This window comes from Actinacidiphila guanduensis (genome assembly GCF_900103985.1).
Classification (GTDB): domain Bacteria; phylum Actinomycetota; class Actinomycetes; order Streptomycetales; family Streptomycetaceae; genus Actinacidiphila; species Actinacidiphila guanduensis.
The window spans coordinates 45,295-62,434 of record NZ_FNIE01000013.1 but is presented as its reverse complement, the minus strand read 5'-3'; the positions used below and the strand labels follow the sequence as shown (position 1 = coordinate 62,434).

The 17,140-nt window shown below is 75.0% G+C and carries 13 protein-coding genes; 9 read left to right on the top strand and 4 right to left on the bottom strand.

Annotated features, from left to right (window positions below; all coding sequences use genetic code 11):
* The first annotated feature begins 38 nt into the window (after positions 1-38).
* Positions 39-800 carry a GNAT family N-acetyltransferase gene (locus tag BLR33_RS25980; protein ID WP_093787035.1) on the top strand — a complete coding sequence of 254 codons (762 nt, stop codon included), beginning with the start codon at positions 39-41 and terminating at the stop codon, positions 798-800.
* Positions 801-885: 85 nt separating this feature from the next.
* On the opposite strand, the gene BLR33_RS25975 is transcribed toward BLR33_RS25980, so the two are convergent.
* The gene (locus BLR33_RS25975; RefSeq protein WP_093787034.1) at positions 886-1,830 is read right to left on the bottom strand and encodes a GlxA family transcriptional regulator; all 945 of its coding nucleotides are present in this window, start codon (positions 1,828-1,830) and stop codon (positions 886-888) included.
* A gap of 173 nt (positions 1,831-2,003) precedes the next feature.
* Between BLR33_RS25975 and BLR33_RS25970 the strand changes: the two genes are divergently transcribed.
* The 6 genes from BLR33_RS25970 (at position 2,004) to BLR33_RS25950 (ending at position 8,671) form a co-directional block, all read left to right on the top strand.
* Positions 2,004-3,257, top strand: a complete 1,254-nt coding sequence (locus BLR33_RS25970; RefSeq protein WP_245771669.1) for an MFS transporter — start codon at positions 2,004-2,006, stop codon at positions 3,255-3,257.
* 45 nt (positions 3,258-3,302) lie between these two features.
* Positions 3,303-3,524, top strand: coding sequence for a putative leader peptide (locus BLR33_RS37185; protein ID WP_407639725.1), 222 nt, complete (start codon positions 3,303-3,305; stop codon positions 3,522-3,524).
* A 135-nt stretch (positions 3,525-3,659) separates the two neighbouring features.
* Entirely contained in the window at positions 3,660-4,931 is a 1,272-nt protein-coding gene (locus tag BLR33_RS25965; protein WP_093787033.1) for an LLM class flavin-dependent oxidoreductase, read from the top strand.
* A 19-nt stretch (positions 4,932-4,950) separates the two neighbouring features.
* Complete coding sequence (locus tag BLR33_RS25960) at positions 4,951-6,345, top strand: NtaA/DmoA family FMN-dependent monooxygenase (protein ID WP_093787032.1); 1,395 nt, start codon at positions 4,951-4,953, stop codon at positions 6,343-6,345.
* Complete coding sequence (locus tag BLR33_RS25955) at positions 6,342-7,478, top strand: LLM class flavin-dependent oxidoreductase (protein WP_093787031.1); 1,137 nt, start codon at positions 6,342-6,344, stop codon at positions 7,476-7,478. The genes BLR33_RS25960 and BLR33_RS25955 overlap by 4 nt, the downstream gene beginning before the upstream one ends.
* Complete coding sequence (locus BLR33_RS25950) at positions 7,475-8,671, top strand: LLM class flavin-dependent oxidoreductase (protein WP_093787030.1); 1,197 nt, start codon at positions 7,475-7,477, stop codon at positions 8,669-8,671. Before BLR33_RS25955 ends, BLR33_RS25950 begins: the two co-directional genes overlap by 4 nt.
* A 286-nt stretch (positions 8,672-8,957) precedes the next feature.
* Here the strand turns inward: BLR33_RS25950 and BLR33_RS25945 are convergent, their stop codons facing one another.
* From BLR33_RS25945 to BLR33_RS25935, 3 genes are all read right to left on the bottom strand, one after another.
* Complete coding sequence (locus tag BLR33_RS25945) at positions 8,958-12,827, bottom strand: ABC transporter ATP-binding protein (RefSeq protein WP_456049202.1); 3,870 nt, start codon at positions 12,825-12,827, stop codon at positions 8,958-8,960.
* A gap of 253 nt (positions 12,828-13,080) precedes the next feature.
* Positions 13,081-13,707, bottom strand: a complete 627-nt coding sequence (locus tag BLR33_RS25940) for a TetR/AcrR family transcriptional regulator (RefSeq protein WP_093787029.1) — start codon at positions 13,705-13,707, stop codon at positions 13,081-13,083.
* Between the two features lie 188 nt (positions 13,708-13,895).
* The gene (locus BLR33_RS25935; protein WP_093787028.1) at positions 13,896-15,326 is read right to left on the bottom strand and encodes a dihydrolipoyl dehydrogenase family protein; all 1,431 of its coding nucleotides are present in this window, start codon (positions 15,324-15,326) and stop codon (positions 13,896-13,898) included.
* 221 nt (positions 15,327-15,547) lie between these two features.
* Between BLR33_RS25935 and BLR33_RS25930 the strand changes: the two genes are divergently transcribed.
* Both BLR33_RS25930 and BLR33_RS25925 read left to right on the top strand, forming a co-directional pair.
* The gene (locus BLR33_RS25930) at positions 15,548-16,144 is read left to right on the top strand and encodes a histidine phosphatase family protein (protein WP_093787027.1); all 597 of its coding nucleotides are present in this window, start codon (positions 15,548-15,550) and stop codon (positions 16,142-16,144) included.
* Between the two features lie 446 nt (positions 16,145-16,590).
* Positions 16,591-17,139 carry a DoxX family protein gene (locus tag BLR33_RS25925; protein ID WP_093787026.1) on the top strand — a complete coding sequence of 183 codons (549 nt, stop codon included), beginning with the start codon at positions 16,591-16,593 and terminating at the stop codon, positions 17,137-17,139.
* The last annotated feature ends 1 nt before the right edge of the window (position 17,140 follow it).

Sequence of the window (17,140 nt, the reverse complement as noted above, 5' to 3'; positions counted from 1 at the left end):
CCGCACCACGCCTACCCCGAACGGAGTGTCACCGCGACATGTCCACCAGCCTTCAGACCCCGCACGATCCGCCGGCCTCCGCGATCGCTGTGGCCGCCGTGGCGGCCCCGGCGGCCAAGCAGGAGCACGGCGGCCACGTCCTGGACAACCCGGCGTGGGCGTCGCTGACCGGGGCGCACCGCCGGTTCGCCGAGACGGTCGGCCTCGCGGCCCGCTACCAGGACGACGTCTCGCCCATCGCCGCGATCGCCGACCCCGCCGACCCGCGGGCCTGGGCGGACCTCGCCGAGCTGTTCGGGTCCGGCACGGCGCTGACCCTGGCGGGCGTGCCCGAGCTGCCCGAGGGCTGGGGCGGCGGCGAGGCGATCCCGGGCGTGCAGATGGTGGCGACGACGCTGCGCGGTGCGACCGACCCCGAGGCGGTGGCGCTCGGCCCGGAGGACGCCGCGGAGATGCTGGACCTGGTGGCCCGCACCCGCCCCGGGCCCTTCCTGCCCCGGACCGTGGAAATGGGCTCCTACGTCGGCATCCGCCGCGACGGGGCGCTGGTGGCCATGGCGGGCGAGCGGTTGCGGCCGCCGGGCTGGACGGAGATCAGCGCGGTCTGCACGGACCCCGAATACCGCGGCCACGGCTTCGCCTCGCGGCTGATCCGCCACGTCGCGGCGGGCATCGGCGCCCGCGGCGACACGCCCTTCCTGCACGCCGCGGCGGCCAACACCTCGGCGATCCGCCTCTACGAGTCCCTGGGCTTCACCCAGCGCGTCACCACGGTCTTCCGCATGATCCGGGTCCCGTAACCGCGGTCGCGGACCGCTGAGCCGCCCTCCCCCTCCTCGAAGATCGCCGGCCCGACGCCGCGCCGGAGTCGGCAGAGGGGCGCCGTCAGCGGGTGAAGGCGCGGCGGTAGGCGGTGGGGGTGGTGTCCAGGGCACGGCGGAAGTGCAGCCGCAGGTTCGCCGCCGTACCGAGGCCGCAGTCCCGCGCGACCTGGTCGACCGAGTGGTCGGTGGTCTCCAGGAGTTCGCGGGCCACGCCGAGCCGGGCCCCCACCAGCCACTGCAGCGGCGTCGTACCGGTCTCCTCGACGAACCGGCGCATGAACGAGCGCTCCGACATGCCCGCGTGGCGCGCCAGCATGGGGACGGTGAGCGGCTCTCCGACCCGTTCCAGGGCCCAGGCCCGGGTGCCGGCCAGCGAGGCGTCCCCGCTGGTGGCGACCGGTGCCGGCACGAACTGGCTCTGCCCGCCGTCGCGGTGCGGTGCGGCGACCAGACCGCGGGCGAGCTGGTTGGCGGTGGCCGCGCCCAGGTCGCGCCGCACGATGTGCAGGCACAGGTCGATGCCGCAGCACACCCCGGCCGAGGTGAGCACCTCTCCCTCGTCGACGTAGAGCACGTCGCGGTCCACCCGCACGGCGGGGAACTCCCGCTCCAGGTCGTCGATGTACTGCCAGTGGGTGGTGGCGTGGCGCCCGTCCAGCAGGCCGGCCGCGGCCAGCGCGAAGGTGCCGGTGCAGATCGACACCACCCGCCGGCCCCGGTCGAGGGCCTCGGCCAGGACATCCAGCACGGACGCCGGCATCTCCCGCAGCGGCGGGTCGTACCCCGGCACGATCACCGTGTCCGCGGCGCGGACCTCGGCCATCCCGCCGTTGGCCAGCAGTGCGAATCCGGTGGTGGCGGCGATCTGTTCGGTCACTCCGCACAGGGTGACCTCGTACGGGGTCTCCTCGCGCGGGCGGAAGACCTGCAGTGGGATGGCCAGGTCGAGCGGGGCCACCCCGTCCAGCGCCAGCACCGCGACCCGGTGGACGGCCTCAGCGGCCATGGTTCCGTTCCATGGCAGAATCCTAACGGAAGTGGGCACATCTGCCACTCGCCCTTCGCGGCCACCGGAACGAGCCTGGTTGCCATGACCGGAATCGATCCCTCCACCAGGCCCGATCCCCTTGCCGGACCTCACCCCCGCGCCCTGCGCCGTCCCGTGTGCGGGGGCGCCCTGTGACGACCGAGACCGTCCGGCGCGGCGGCGAAGCCCTGCGCGCCCCGCGCACTCCCGGCCCCGCGAGCCTGCTCCTCCTCGCCTCGATCGTCGTGTCGTTCCTGGCCTCGTCGAGCGCGCCCACGCCGCTCTACGCGGTCTACGCGGCCGCGTGGCACTTCTCGCCGATCACGACCACCGTCGTCTTCGGCGTGTACGCGATCGCCGTCCTGGTGGCGCTGCTGGTGCTGGGCCGCCTCTCCGACCACCTCGGCAGACGGCCGGTGCTGCTGGCCGCCCTCGCGCTCCAGATCCTCGCGATGGCCGTGTTCGCCACGGCCGGCGGCACCGGTGAGCTGTTCGCGGGGCGGGTGCTCCAGGGCATCGCCACCGGCGGCGCGCTCGGCGCCCTCGGCGCGGCGATGCTCGACATCGACCGGGTGCGCGGCACCCGCGCGAACACCGCCGCGCCCGGCATGGGCACCGGAGCCGGCGCGCTGCTGTCCGGGCTGGTCGTCCAGTACCTGCCCGCGCCCACGCACCTGATCTACGTGCTCCTCATCGGCGTGTTCGCCGTGCAGGCCGCGGGGATCGCCCTGATGCCCGAGACCGTCGGCCGCAAGCCCGGGCTGCGGGCCGCTCTGGTGCCGGAGTTGGCGCTGCCGCGCGGCCTGCGCGGACCGGTGCTCGCGGCGGCGCCGGCGCTGTTCGCCGTGTGGGCGCTCGCCGGCTTCTACGGCTCGCTCGCGCCGGCGCTGGTACGGCAGTTGTCGGGCTCGACGTCCGTGGTGATGGGCGGGACGGGGCTGTTCGTCCTGGCCTTCGTCGCCTCGCTCACCGCCCTCGCGCTGGACCGGACCCCGCCGCGCTCGGTGATGCTCCTCGGCGCCGGGCTGCTGGCGGCGAGTTCGCTCGGCACGCTCGCGGCCGTCGAGGCGTCGTCGACCGCGGGCTTCTTCGTCAGCGCCGTCGCGGCCGGCGTCGGCTTCGGCGCGGGCTTCCAGGGCGGCATGCGCACCGTCGTCCCGCTCGCCGCGCCGCACGAGCGCGCGGGCGTGCTGTCGGTGCTCTTCGTGGTCTGCTACCTCGGCATGGGCGTGCCCGCCGTGGCCGCCGGATTCCTCGTCGTGCACGGCGGCGGCCTGATCGGCACCACCCGCGTCTACGCGCTGTTCGTCATCGTCCTCGCGGCCGCGGCGCTCGTGGGGCTCGCCCGGGTGGGCCGCCCGCCCGCGGCGGGAAGCCGGACCGCCGGAGAGGAGTCCGCGCCGTAAAGAGGGGATTGCGCGGCCCGGCGGGGGGAGTTAGCGTCAACGGAGGTGCACGGTTCGTGCGGACAGGGGGTGGAGGCAGTGCCGGCAGGCAGCAGGCCCGGCCCCGTCCCCGCCGAGGGGACCGCCGGCGCAGCCGCAGCAGGCACCGTTCCCACCTTCCCGGCGGCCGCCGTACGCACGTTGACCCGGCGCGGCCGGCTCGTCCATCTGTACGGGCGCCAGCACATCGACCTCCAGCGGGTGGCCGGCGCGCTCTGTCGCGGCTGACCGCACTCCCCCGCGACGCCGCCGGCACCCGTACCGCCCGCCGTACCCCGCGCACCCCCCTGCCCGCCCGCGGGCCGGCCCGTGCGCCGCCCGGCCGCGTCCTTCCTCCGGTCGTACGAGAAAGGCACCACGGGCATGTCCGAAACCTCCGCTTCCTCCCCCGATTCCGACCCCTCCGCCGCCGGCGGCCCCGACCCCGCGGACGGGCCGCTGCACCTCGCCGTCGCGCTCCAGGACGCCGGCTGGCACCCGGCCGCCTGGCGGGAACCGGACGCACGCCCGCGCGAGCTGTTCGACGCCGGCTACTGGACCGACGCGGTGCGGGAGGCCGAGCGCGGCCTGCTGGACTTCGTCACCTTCGAGGACTCCCTCGCGCCGCAGTCCGCCTCCCCCTTCGCCCCCGACGACCGCACCGACCAGGTGCGCGGCCGGCTCGACGCGGTGCTCGTGGCGGCCCGGGTCGCCCCGCTGACCGAGCGGATCGGCCTGGTGCCGACCCTGGTGGCCACCCACACCGAGCCCTTCCACCTGTCGAAGGCGGTCGCCACGCTGGACTACGTCAGCACCGGCCGGGCGGGCCTGCGGGTGCAGATCGCCCCGCAGCCGCACGTGGCCGCGCACTTCGGCCGCCGCGAGTTCCCCCCGCTGCCGGAGCGGGACTTCAACGCCCCGCAGGTGCAGCAGCTGATCGCCGACCTCTTCGACGAGGCCGCCGACTACGTCGAGGTGGTGCGCCGGCTGTGGGACAGCTGGGAGGACGACGCGGAGATCCGCGACGCCGCCACCGGCCGCTTCATCGACCGCGACAAGCTGCACTACATCGACTTCGAGGGCCGGTTCTTCAAGGTCAAGGGCCCCTCCATCACCCCGCGCCCGCCGCAGGGGCAGCCGCCGGTGGCCGCGCTCGCGCACGCCTCGGTGCCCTACCGGCTGGTGGCCCGCTCCGCCGACATCGGCTTCGTGACGCCGCAGGACGCCGGGCACGCCGCCCGGATCGTCGCCGAGATCCGGCAGGAGCAGCAGGAGGCCGGACGGTCGGCGGAGCGCCTGCACGTCTTCGGCGACGTGCTGGTCTTCCTCGACGAGGACGCCGGCGCCGCCCAGGCCCGCCGTGAGCGGCTGGACGGCCTGCTGGACGAGCCGTACACCAGCGACGCGCCCGTCTTCGCCGGCACCCCGCGCGGCCTGGCCGACCTGCTGCTGGACCTGCGGGCCGCGGGCCTGACCGGCTTCCGGCTGCGCCCGGCCGACGCCGACCGCGACCTGAAGGCGATCACCCGCGGCCTGGTGCCCGAACTCCAGCGGCGCGGCGCCTTCCGCCGGTCGTACGAGGCCGCGACCCTGCGCGGGCTGCTCGGCCTGCCCCGCCCCGCCAACCGCTACGCCACCGCCGCCGCCCGCGCCTGAGCCGGAGGACCGCCACGCCATGACCACCGCCAGCAGCGCCGACCAGCGGCGCCCCAAGCAGATCCACCTCGCGGCCCACTTCCCCGGCGTCAACAACACCACGGTGTGGAGCGACCCCGCGGCCGGCAGCCACATCGAGTTCGCCTCCTTCCGGCGCTTCGCGCAGACCGCCGAACGCGCGAAGTTCGACTTCCTCTTCCTCGCCGAGGGCCTGCGGCTGCGCGAACAGGGCGGGTTGATCTACGACCTGGACGTCGTGGGCCGCCCCGACACCTTCACGGTGCTGGCCGCGCTCGCCGCCGTCACCAGCCGCATCGGCCTGGCCGGCACCATCAACTCCACCTTCAACGAGCCCTACGAGGTGGCCCGGCAGTTCGCCAGCCTGGACCACCTGTCGGCGGGCCGCGCCGCCTGGAACGTCGTCACCTCATGGGACGCCTTCACCGGCGAGAACTTCCGGCGCGGCGGCTTCCTGCCGCGCGAGGAGCGCTACACGCGGGCCGAGCAGTTCCTGTCCACCGCCAAGGAGCTGTTCGACTCCTGGCGGGGCGACGAGATCGTGGCCGACAAGGCCTCCGGCCGCTTCCTGTCCGACCCCGCGGCCGGCGCCTTCAAGCACAAGGACGACCACTTCTCCATCGAGGGCCGCTTCAATGTGCCGCGCAGCCCGCAGGGCCGGCCGGTGATCTTCCAGGCCGGGGACTCCGACGAGGGCCGGGAGTTCGCCGCCCGCTCCGCCGACGCCATCTTCAGCCGGCACGCCCGACTGGCGGACGGCCAGGCGTTCTACCGGGACGTCAAGCGCCGGCTCGCGGCCTACGGCCGCACCTCGCGGGACCTGCTGATCCTGCCCGCGGCCACCTTCGTCCTCGGCGACACCGACGAGGAGGCCGCCGAGCGGGCGCACGAGGTGCGCCGGGCGCAGGTCAGCGGCCAGACGGCGATCAAACTGCTGGAGCAGGTGTGGAACCGGGACCTGTCGGCCTACGACCCCGAGGGGCCGCTGCCGGAGATCGACCCGGACCCGGGCGAGCACACCGTGGCGCGCGGCCGGGCCAGCGTGCGGCAGGTGCGCGACCCGCTGGCCGTCGCCCGCGAGTGGCGCGAACTGGCCGCCGCCGAGAACCTCTCGATCCGCGAGGTGATCATCAGGACCAGCGCCCGCCAGGTCTTCGTCGGCTCGCCCGCCACCGTGGCCCGCACCATCGACGAGTACGTGCAGGCCGACGCCAGCGACGGCTTCATCCTGGTGCCGCACATCACCCCCGGCGGGCTGGACGAGTTCGCCGACAAGGTGGTGCCGCTGCTGCAGGAGCGCGGGGTCTTCCGCACCGAGTACGAGGGCACCACCCTGCGCGACCACCTGGGCCTGCGCACCCCGCAGCCGGGCGAGCGGCAGGAGGAGGCGTCGTGAGGTTCCTCGCCATCACGCTCATCGTGCACGCGCCCGACCCGGTGACGGGCGTGCAGGTCCCCACCGCCGACCGGTTCCGTGAGGTGGTCGACAACGCGCTGCTCGCCGAGGAGCTGGGTTTCGACGGTTTCGGTGTCGGCGAGCGGCACGAGCGGCCGTTCATCTCCTCCTCGCCGCCGGTGGTGCTCAGCCACATCGCGGCGCTGACCTCCCGTATCCGGCTCTTCACCGCCGTCACCACGCTCAGCCTGCTCGACCCGGTGCGCGCCTTCGAGGACTACGCCACCCTCGACCACCTCTCCGGCGGCCGGCTGGAGCTGATCATCGGCAAGGGCAACGGCTCGGCGCAGCGCGAGCTGTTCTCGGTGACCGCGGAGGACCAGTGGGACCGCAACGCCGAGAGCTACGAGCTCTTCCGGCGGATCTGGCGGCAGGACACGGTGACGGCGAGCCCGCGCTTCCGGCCCGCGCTGGAGAACGCCGAGGTGTGGCCGCGCCCGCTGCAGCAGCCCATCCGGATCTGGCACGGCAGCGCCACCAGCCGCGAGTCGGTGGACCTGGCCGCCCGCTACGGCGACCCGCTGTTCTCGGCGAACGTCACCAACCCCATCGAGCCGTACGCCGAGTTGGTCCGCCACTACCGGGAGCGGTGGGCGCACTACGGGCACGACCCGGCGCTGGCCGCGGTGGGCGCCGGCACCGCGGGCTACTACGCGGCCCGCACCTCGCAGGAGGCGCTGGCGGCCTACCGGCCGGTCTTCGAGGGCACCCTGGCCTTCCAGCGGCGGCTCGGCCTGCAGCCGGTCTTCCCCACCCTCGAGGACTTCGTGGAGCGCAGCTCGGCGCTGATCGGCAGTCCGCAGCAGATCGTGGAGAAGGTCCATCGCTACCACGAGCAGTTCGGGCACACCGTGCTCCATCTGCACGCGGACGCGAGCGGCCTGACGGCGGCGCAGCACCGCTCGGCACTGGAGCTCTTCCAGTCCGAGATCGCGCCGGTGCTGCGCAAGGAGATCCCCGACCCGCCGTGGCCCTGGGGCCCGGCCCCCCTCAGCCCCACGGAGCGGCCGTCCGTACCGGCCGCGCCCGCGCAGCCCGCGGCTCCCGCATCCCAGGAAGGCGGCACCCGATGAGCCCGCAGTTCCCGCTCCCCGACGGCCCCCGCACCGGCCCGGTGCCGCTGTCGGTGCTCGACCTGTCGCCGATCAGCTCCGGCTCCACCCCGGCGCAGGCGCTGCGCAACACCGTGGACCTCGCCCAGCACGCCGAGGCCGCCGGCTACGCCCGCTACTGGCTCGCCGAGCACCACCTGGCCACCGGTGTCGCGGGCATCTCCCCCGCCCTGCTCATCCAGTTGGTGGCCTCGCGGACCGAGCGGATACGGGTCGGCTCGGGCGCGGTGCAGCTCGGACACCGCACCGCCTTGTCGGTGGTCGAGGAGTTCGGCCTGCTGGACGCGCTCTTCCCCGGCCGGATCGACCTGGGCCTGGGCCGTACCGGCTTCCGCAAGCCGAAGCCGGCGGCGGACGGCGGCCCGGCAGACCCGGCCGCCGCCGGCCGGGTGGCGCCCCGGCACACCGAGGAGCGGACCACGCCCGAGGGGCTGCTGATCCCCAAGCCGTTCGACTTCTCCCAGCTGATCGGCTCGCCGCTGCTCGCCCGCTACACCGAGCTGGTGCACTACCCCGGGGCCGAGGTGCCGGACTACCGCGAGCAGGTGGAGACGATCCAGGCGCTGATCCGCGGCGACCTGCGCACCGCCGACGGCCTGCCCGCCCGCGCGCTGCCCGGCGAGGGCGCCGACCTCCAGCTGTGGGTGCTCGGCAGCAGCGCGGGGGCCAGCGCCCAGGCCGCGGGCGCGCTCGGCCTGCCGTTCGGGGCGAACTACCACGTCAGCCCGGCGGCCGTGCTGGAGGCGGTGGAGGCCTACCGGGCGGCCTTCGTGCCGTCCAAGGTGCTCGACCGGCCCTACGTGCTGGTGTCCGCGGACGTCGTCGTCGCCGAGGACGACGCCACCGCCCGGCACCTCGCCTCGCCGTACGGGCTGTGGGTGCACAGCATCCGCTCCGGGCGCGGCGCGATCCCCTTCCCCTCGCCCGAGGAGGCCGCGCAGCACGCGTGGACACCGCAGGAGCGGGCGCTGGTCGAGGACCGCGTCCGCACGCAGTTCGTGGGCTCTCCCGAGACCGTGGTCGCCCGCCTGCGCGCGCTCCAGGCCGCCACCCAGGCCGACGAGTTGCTCCTCACCACGATCACCCACTCCCACGAGGACCGCGTCCGCTCCCAGTCCCTCCTGGCATCCGCCTGGTCCGCCCGAACCCCCTGACCCCCCACACGGTTCCCCACCGACGCCCCCAACCCCCGCGCCCCAAAGGCAAGCCCCCACAGGGGCACCGGGGGTACCTCCCAGCCGAAGCTCCGGGGGAGAAATCGCGCGAGCAACCACCGACCGGCCCGCGGCCGGAAACGGCGAGATCGGGGCACACGCGACGCCGAAGGGGCGCTGGGGGTACCTCCCAGGCGAAGCTCTGGGGGAGGAACTGCGCGAGCAACCACCGACCGGCCCGCGGCCGGGAACGCGCGGAACCCCCGCGGCGAGGAACCCTCCCCGCTCAAAAGGAGTCGCTGAGCTGGTCCACCGTAGCGGCAGCGCCCTGGTGGCGGAAGGCGTCCCAGAGTCGTCGGTAGGGCCCCGCGGCGGCGAGGAGAGCGGCGTGGGTGCCGCTCTCCACCACGGTGCCGTGGTCCAGGACGATCACCCGGTCCGCGCGGGCCGCGGTGGTGAGCCGGTGCGCGACGACGAGGGTGGTGCGGCGGCGGCTCAGCGCCTCGGTCGCGGCGGTGACCCGCGCCTCGGTCGCGAGGTCGAGCGAGGCGGTCGCCTCGTCGAGCAGCAGTACGTCGGGATCGACGAGTTCGGCCCGGGCCAGCGCGAGCAACTGCCGCTGTCCCGCCGACAGGTTGCGCCCCCGCTCGCCGACCGGCTGCAGGTATCCCAGCGGCAGGCCGGCGATCATCTCGTGGGCGCCGACCCGGCGCGCCGCGGCCTCCACCTCGGCGTCGCCGGCCTCGGGCCGCCCGTAGGCGATGGCGTCGCGGACGGTACCGCTGAACAAGTGGGCCTCCTGCGGCACCACCCCGAGCCGCCGCCGGTACCCGGCCAGGTCCAGCTCGCGCAGGTCGTGGCCGTCCACCCGGACGGAGCCCGACGTGGGGTCGTAGAAGCGGGCGATGAGCTTCATGACCGTGGACTTGCCCGCACCGGTGGCGCCCACCAGCGCGACGGTCTCGCCGGGCGCGATCCGCAGGTCCACCGCGTGCAGTACCTCCTGGCCGCCGCCGGCGTAGGCGAAGGAGACGCCGTCGAGGACGACCTCGCCCCTGATCGGCCCGACCGGCAGCGGGTGTTCGGCGACCGGTGTGCCGGTGGGTGTGCGCATCAGGGCGCGCAGCCGCGAGAGCCCGACGGCGGCCTGCTGGTAGCCGTCGAACACCTGCGAGAACTGCTGGATCGGCGAGAAGAACAGGTCGACGTAGAGCAGGAAGGCGATCAGGGTGCCCGCGGTGAGGGTGCCGGAGCGGACCTGGCCCGCGCCGACGGCGAGCACGCACGCGGTGGCCACCACGCCGAGGAACTCCACGAAGGGGAAGAAGGTGGCGATGTAGCGCTGGGCGCGCAGCCGCGAATCGCGGAAGGACCAGGCCAGCGCGGCGAAGTCGCGGGCATTGCGACTCTCCCGGCGGAAGGCCTGGGTGACGCGGATCGCGGTGACGTTCTCCTGGAGGGCGGCGTTGACCGCGCTGACCCGCTCGCGGGCCTCGTGGTAGGCGGGCACCGAGTGACGGCGGAAGACCACGGTGCCGGCGGCGAGCAGCGGCAGGGCGGCCAGCAGCACCAGGGCCAGCCCGGCGTCGATGACGAGCAGGGTGACGAGCACGCCGAGGACGGTCAGCAGCGAGACCACGGCGGTGATCAGGCCGGTCTGCAGGAAGCTGGACAGGGCGTCCACGTCGGTGGTCATCCGGGTCATGATCCGGCCGCCGAGTTCGCGCTCGTAGTAGTCCAGGCCGAGGCGCTGGAGTTGCGCGAAGGTCTTCACCCGCAGCGTGTAGAGCAGGCGTTCGCCGGTACGGCCGGTGGTGCGCAGTTGCGCGACGCTGATCGCCCAGTCGGCCAGGACCACGGCGGCCGCGGCTCCCGCGGCGGTCAGCAGGACGCTGCCGGAGTGGCGGGCGACGCCGGCGTCGACACCGTGCCGGACCAGCACCGGCAGCAGGATCTGGGCGAGCGCGTCGAGCCCGACGAGGGCCAGGCCGAGAGCGAGCGGGAGCCGGAAGGGGCGCAGCAGGGGCCGCAGGCCGAAGTCGGGGTCGGCGGCGCGGGCACGTTCGGCCGGCACCTTCGGATCGGCGGGCCGCAGCGGCATGCGGGCCAGCGCGGCGAGCAACTCCGGTGTGGGCGGGGCCGATCCGAGGACGCCGCGGCCGCGGCCGGCGGTGGCGGAGCTGAGGGCGACGGCCTGGGCGGCCCGCAGGGCGGCGGCCTCGTTGGGGCCTTCGGCGTCCCCGGTGTCCGCGGTGTCCGGATGGCGCCACAAGTGGGCGGTGACGGCGGCCGGTTCGGCCGCGGCGGCGCTCTCGCCGGAGCCTCCCGCGGGCGCCGGGTGCGGCTCAGGTACCTCGGGCGCCGACAGCAGCGAACGGAACAGGGCGGAGCGGGCCCGCAGTTCGTCCATGGTGCCGGTGTCCACGACCCGTCCGCCGTCCAGCACCGCGATGCGGTCGGCGAGTTCCAGAGTGGAGCGGCGGTGGGCGATGATCAAGGTGGTGGGGCGGCGTACGGCGTCGTGCAGGGCGGTGTGGATCTCGGCCTCCACCCGGGCGTCGATCGCGGAGGTGGCGTCGTCCAGGACGAGCACCACCGGGTCGCAGAGCAACGCCCGTGCCAGGGCGACCCGTTGGCGCTGTCCGCCGGACAGGGTGAGGCCCTGCTCGCCGACGACGGTGTCCCAGCCCTGCGGGAGCCGGTCCACGAACTCGTCGGCGCGGGCCACGCGGGCGGCGGCGCGGATCTCCTCCTCGGTGGCGTCGGGCCGCCCGTAGGCGATGTTGGCGCGCACCGTGTCGGAGAGCAGCACGCTGTCCTCGAAGACGAAGCCGATGCGCGAGCGCAGGGAGTCCAGGGTGAGGTCGCGCACGTCGTGGCCGCCGATCAGCACCCGGCCCGCGGCGGTGTCGTAGAAGCGCGGCAGGAGGGCGGCGGCGGTGGACTTGCCCGAGCCGGCCGGGCCGATCAGGGCGACGGTCTCGCCGGCGGCGATGTCGAGGCTGAAGCCGTCCAGCAGCGGGGTCCGGCCGTAGCCGAAGGTGACGTCCTGCCAGGACAGGGTGGGCGGCCGGTCGGGCAGGGTGCCGGCGCCGGGCCGGTCGGCGATGGCGGGCTGCTCGTCCACGACCTCCAGCACCCGCTCGGTACCGGCCCTGGCCTGCTGCCAGACCGTCAGAAGGGTGGCGACCTGGCGGACGGGGGTGACGAGGGAGCCGAGGTAGCTGGTGAAGGCGAGGAAGGTGCCCAGCGAGATGCGGCCGTGCAGGGCGAGCCAGCCGCCGAGGGCGAGGACGGCGACCTGGCCGAGCGCCGGGACGGCCTGCAACGCCGGGTTGTAGCGGCTGGTGCAGCGCACCACTCGCAGCCGGGAGGCGAACAGCCGGCGCACCCGCTCCTCGAGGCCGGCCAGCTCCCGCTGCTCCTGCCCGAAGCCCTTGACGACGCGCACGCCGGTGACGGTGGCCTCCACGCCCGAGGCGACCTCGGCGGCCTGCTGCTGGGCGTGCCAGTTGGCCGGGAACAGGTCGCGCCGGCTGCGCAGGGCGATCAGCCACAGCAGCGGGCCGACCACGAGCGCGACCAGGGTCAGCATCGGTGACAGCCACGCCATGAAGGCCAGCGACACCAGGAACATCAGGACATTCCCTGCCATATTGGGGAGGAACTGCAGCAGGGTCTGGATCAGGGTGATGTCGGAGATGGAGCGGCTGACGATCTGGCCGGTGCGCAGGGAGTCCTGCTGGGCGCCGCCGAGCCGCAGCAGGGCGGCGAAGGCGTCGTTGCGCAGGTCGTACTGGACGCCCAGGGAGAGCCGGCCGGCGGTGAAGCGGCGGGTGAAACCGGCGGCGAAGCGGATCGCGCCGAGCCCGGCGAGCACCGCGGTCCACAGCGTGAGTGCGCCCGTGCGGCCGTCGGCGACGCGGTCCACGACGTGCCGCAGCACCAGCGGCAGGATGGCGGTGGCCACGGCCGCGGTCATGGCGGCACCGAAGGACAGGTAGACGTCCACGCGGTGGCGCATGCAGTAGCCGCCCAGCCGCCGCACCCAGCCGGCGCCGTCCTGCCCCGGGTTCCGGGGACTCGGGGATGCCGCGGACTCCTCCGCGGAGGATACGGGTGGGTCGGCCTTCTCGCGACCGGTACGGCCCGTCACCGGGCGGCCGTCGAAGCGATGCCGGAGGCCGGGTTGTGCGGCTGCCGCCCCGCGGCCTCGTGGTGCCAGACCGACCTCATGGGGCGCAACGTAACCGGGCGGACGGAAAGCGGTCAAAGGGCCGACCACATCGTGGACGGGCCGCCACGCGGTTCCGGCCGCACCTGACTCCCCGTCAACGGGCTCCGGCCGGAGCGCCCGAGGCCTGCGCCCCCACCCGGTGGGCCGGCGAAGAAAGCCGGCGAGGTACGGCTCAGGCCGCCTCGGTGATCCCCGCCGCGTCCAGCAGCGCGGCCGCCGTCGTGACCGCGAGGCCGTCCAGTTCCTCGACGCCGATGCCGGCGCGGGCGGCGGCACCGTCGTAGACGAGGGTGAGCCGGCGGGCGAGCAGCGCGGGGTCGGCGGCACCGGCCCGCTCGCCCTCGGCGCGGAAGAAGTCGGTCATGCCCTGCTTGGCCCGGGCGGCGACCACGCTCGCCACGTGCCCGGGGTCCTTCAGCTCCACCTGGGCCGACAGGTACGGGCAGCCGCAGTAGCCGGGGTCGGCCGCGGCCCGCTCCAGCTGCCGGAAGACGTGCAGGATGCGCTCGCGCGGCTCGGCGGGCTCGCCCGGCGGGGGCAGCAGCAGCGCGTCCAGCCGCGGGACCTGCCGCTCCAGGGCGGCCGCAAGCACCTCGTCCTTGCCGGCGAAGAGCTGGTACATCGAGCGCTTCGAGACGCCCGCGGCCTTGCACAGCGCGTCGATGCCGGTCGCCACGCCGTGCCGGTAGAAGACGTCGGCCGCAGCGTCGAGCAGCCGGTCCCGGGGCGACGCCTTGGCGTCGGGGGCGGACGCGGTGGCGGCGGACGGGCTCGGGGCCTGCGGCGGGGTCGTGGTCATGCCGTCCAGGCTAGCGCGCCGGCTCGACATCGGAAACCGATCGGTCTACGGTAGGGCAAAGGGCGACACATACGACAGTCGCCCCCCGGAATCGTCAAGGCCGGTCTCTCCTCGGACCTCACCGCGCTCTACCGGCGCTGCGGCACTGAGCCGCGCCCGCACCGGGCGGGCGCGGCCAGGGGCGGGGGTCAGCCGCGCAGGGTCTCCAGCAGCCGCAGCCACACCTCGCTGATCGTCGGGTAGGAGGGGACGGCGTGCCACAGGCGGTCGACCGGCACCTCGCCGACGACCGCCACGGTGGCCGAGTGCAGCAGCTCGCCGACCCCGGGGCCGACGAAGGTGACGCCGAGCAGCACGTTGCGGTCCAGGTCCACCACCATGCGGGCCCGGCCGCGGTAGTCGTCGCCGTACAGGCTCGCGCCCGCGACCTGCGCCAGGTCGTAGTCCACCGCCCGCACCCGGTGCCCTGCCTGCTCGGCCTCCTGGGCACTCAGGCCCACCGAACCGACCTCGGGGTCGGTGAAGACGACCTGCGGCACCGCGGCCGCGTCCGCGGTCGCCACGTGCGCGCCCCACGGCCGGTCGTCCACCGGCTCGCCCTTGGCCCGCGCGGCGATGGCCGCGCCCGCCATCCGCCCCTGGTACTTGCCCTGGTGGGTCAGCAGCGCCCGGTGGTTGACGTCGCCGACCGCGTACAGCCAGCCGTCCTCGACCGCGGTGACCCGGCAGGTGTCGTCGACATCGAGCCAGCCGCCGTCGGCGAGCCCCACGGTGTCCAGGCCGATCCCGCCAGTGTGCGGGCGGCGGCCGGTGGCGAACAGGATCTCGTCCGCGGTGAGTTCGCCGCCGTCGTCCAGCCCGACCCGGACCTGGCGGCCCTCGCGCAGCACCGAGGCGACCGACACCCCGAAGCGCACATCGGCGCCGGCCTCGCGCAGCCCGTCGGCGACCAGCTCGCCGACGAAGGGCTCCATCCGCTCCAGCAGCGCCCGGCCGCGCACCAGCACGGTCACCCGCGAGCCCAGCGCCTGCCAGGCGGTGGCCATCTCCACGGCCACCACGCCGCCGCCGACCACCACCAGGCTCTCGGGCACCTGCTTGGCGCTGGTCGCCTCCCGGCTGGTCCACGGCTCCACGTCCGCCAGGCCCGGCAGGTCGGGCAGCGCCGCGGTGGTGCCGGTGCAGACCGCGACCGCGTGCCGCGCCTGCAGCACCACGCTCTCACCGCCGGGAGTGTCGACCACCACCCGGCGCGGCCCGTCCAGCCGCCCGCGGCCGCGGACCAGATCGATGCCCACGGAGTCCAGCCAGCCGACCTGCCCGTCGTCCTTCCAGTGCGAGGTGAAGGAGTCGCGGCGGGCCAGCACCTCGGCGGAGTCCAGCGGCCCGGCCGCGGCCTGACTCAGGCCCGGCAGCCGGCGCGCGTCGGCGCGGGCGATCACCGGCCGCAGCAGCGCCTTGCTCGGCATGCACGCCCAGTACGAGCACTCGCCGCCGACGAGTTCGCTCTCCACGACCACCGTCGACAGGCCCGCGGCCTTCGTGCGCTCGGCCACGTTCTCCCCGACGGGGCCCGCTCCGATCACGACCACGTCGTACGTGCGGGGTGCGTCGTTCATACCGGCTCCTGTGCTGGTCGCTGTCGGACTGCGGGCGGGTGCGGCGCTGCTGACGGGCGCCGCGGGCTCCCCCTGCCGCGCGCCTCATCGTACTGACGCCGTGTGAGGGGAAGCCTTTCGCGCCTCTTACGGTTCTCCGAACGGCGGCACGCACCCGACCGGTGCGAGCCGACCGCATATGATCGCAAAAGGGCGCCGCACGGCGCCGCGGGAGGTGTCCCATGGGCGAACTCGTCCTGATCCGGCACGGCGAGACCGAGTGGTCGCTGTCGGGTCAGCACACCAGCTACACCGACCTGCCGCTGACGGAGCACGGCGAGGACCAGGCCAGATCGCTCGCCCCGCTGCTCGCCTCGCGGCACGTGTGGTGCGTCATCTCCAGCCCGATGCAGCGCGCGCAGCAGACCGCGAAGCTGGCCGGTCTGGACCGGGTCCGCCTCGACCCGGACCTCCACGAGTGGGACTACGGCGGCTACGAGGGCGTCACCACTCGCGACATCCACCGCACAAGGCCGAAGTGGGACATCTGGACCGACGGGGTGATCCCGGGGCCCGAAGGCCATCCGGGTGAGACGCCCGAGCAGATCGGCGAGCGGGCCGACCGGGTGCTCGCCCGGGTGGAGGCGGCGTTCACCAACGGGGACGGCGGCGACGTGGTGCTGGTCGCCCATGCCCACTTCCTGCGGGTGCTCACCGCCCGCCGCCTCGGCCTGCCGCCCGCCGACGGCGCCCTCTTCCAGCTCGCCACCGGCACGGTGAGCCGGCTGGGCACCGAGCACGGGCGCCATGTGCTGACGGCGTGGAACCGGCTGCCATGAGGTCAGTGAGCACAGTGAGCGCCGAGGGTGCCGGGGGCGCCGGGGCCTGACCGGGTGCGGGGCTGCTCCCCCGACCCGGCCGTGGGGCTCCGGGCCGTCCCGTTGCCGGGGTGGGCTCCTCCTTGCACCCTGCCGCGTACGCGACCGTTCCTTTCGTCAAGGTGCGGGGCCGCTCCCCCGGACCCGGCCGGGGGCCACGGGCCTTCCTCCCGGCCGCGGGTGCTCAGGATGCGGGCCCCTCGCACCCCCGAGGGAAGACGCGACGGGTGCTCCCCTTGCCGCCCTGGGCGCCCACACCTGCCCCTTCGCCCACCCGCCGCCCGCCCGTCGCCTCCCTGTCGCCCGGACAGACCGCCTGGCACGGCGTGATCGGGACGGACCCGCCCACACTGGGCAGGACGAGGTCCGCCGTGACGGGGCGGGCCGGGCGAGGAGAGGACGCGGCCATGGGCGCGGACTGCCGCAAGGATCTTGGACTGCTCGCACTGCGGCTCGGCGCGGGCTCCGTGCTCTTCGCGCACGGGGCGCAGAAGCTCTTCGGGTGGTTCGGCGGGGGCGGGCTCGACGCCACCGCGGGCGCCATGGAGCACATGGGCTTCCGCCCGGGCCGGCAGGCCGCGCTGGCCGCGGGCCTGGGCGAGGCGGGCGGCGGCGCCCTGCTGGCGCTCGGCTTCGCCACCCCGGCGGCGGGCGCGGCGGCCGCGGGCGCGATGGCCGGCGCCGTCTCGGTGCACGCGCCGGCCGGCTTCTTCGCCATGTCCGGCGGCTTCGAGCACCCCGCCTTCCTCGGCTGGACCGCGGCCGCCCTGGGCCTGGCGGGCCCCGGCCGCTTCTCCCTCGACGCGGTCACCGGCCACTGCCTGGACCGCCCCTGGGTCATCGCGGGCGCCTTCACCGCGACGGCCCTGGGCGCCGCCTTCGTGGTCACGACCCGCCAGCGCACCGTGGCCGCGGAGGCCCGCGCGGCGGCGGAGAACGGCTCCGAGGGGCCCTGAG